Here is a 279-nt window from a genome sequence, read left to right as displayed (position 1 = left end):
ATTTGATACAAAATGGAGAAGAAGCGATGAATCATAAGGGAGGTACATTGCAAATTAGTACATCCTATAATGCCTTATCAGATGATGTAGTAATAACAATAGAAGACACAGGGATTGGTATGGACCAAGCAACATTAGATAAACTAGGGATTCCTTTTTTTACAACGAAAGAGGATGGTACAGGTCTAGGATTAACAACAAGCTTTCAAATTGTAGAAGATCTGGGAGGAACTTTAACTGTTTCTTCTACAAAAGGTGAAGGATCAACCTTCGAAATAC

The 279-nt window shown here is 35.8% G+C and carries 1 protein-coding gene; it reads left to right on the top strand.

Annotated elements, in window-relative coordinates; translation table 11 throughout:
- Positions 1-26: 26 nt before the first annotated feature.
- Positions 27-279 (top strand): ATP-binding protein (locus AOA59_RS32150; RefSeq protein ID WP_256593132.1); only part of this gene is annotated, 253 nt, incomplete at its 3' end.

The organism is Pseudomonas sp. 2822-15 (assembly GCF_002742515.1).
GTDB lineage: Bacteria > Pseudomonadota > Gammaproteobacteria > Pseudomonadales > Pseudomonadaceae > Aquipseudomonas > Aquipseudomonas salomonii.
Note: the sequence above shows the minus strand (reverse complement) of the source record. Positions and strands in the feature narration are given on the sequence as shown.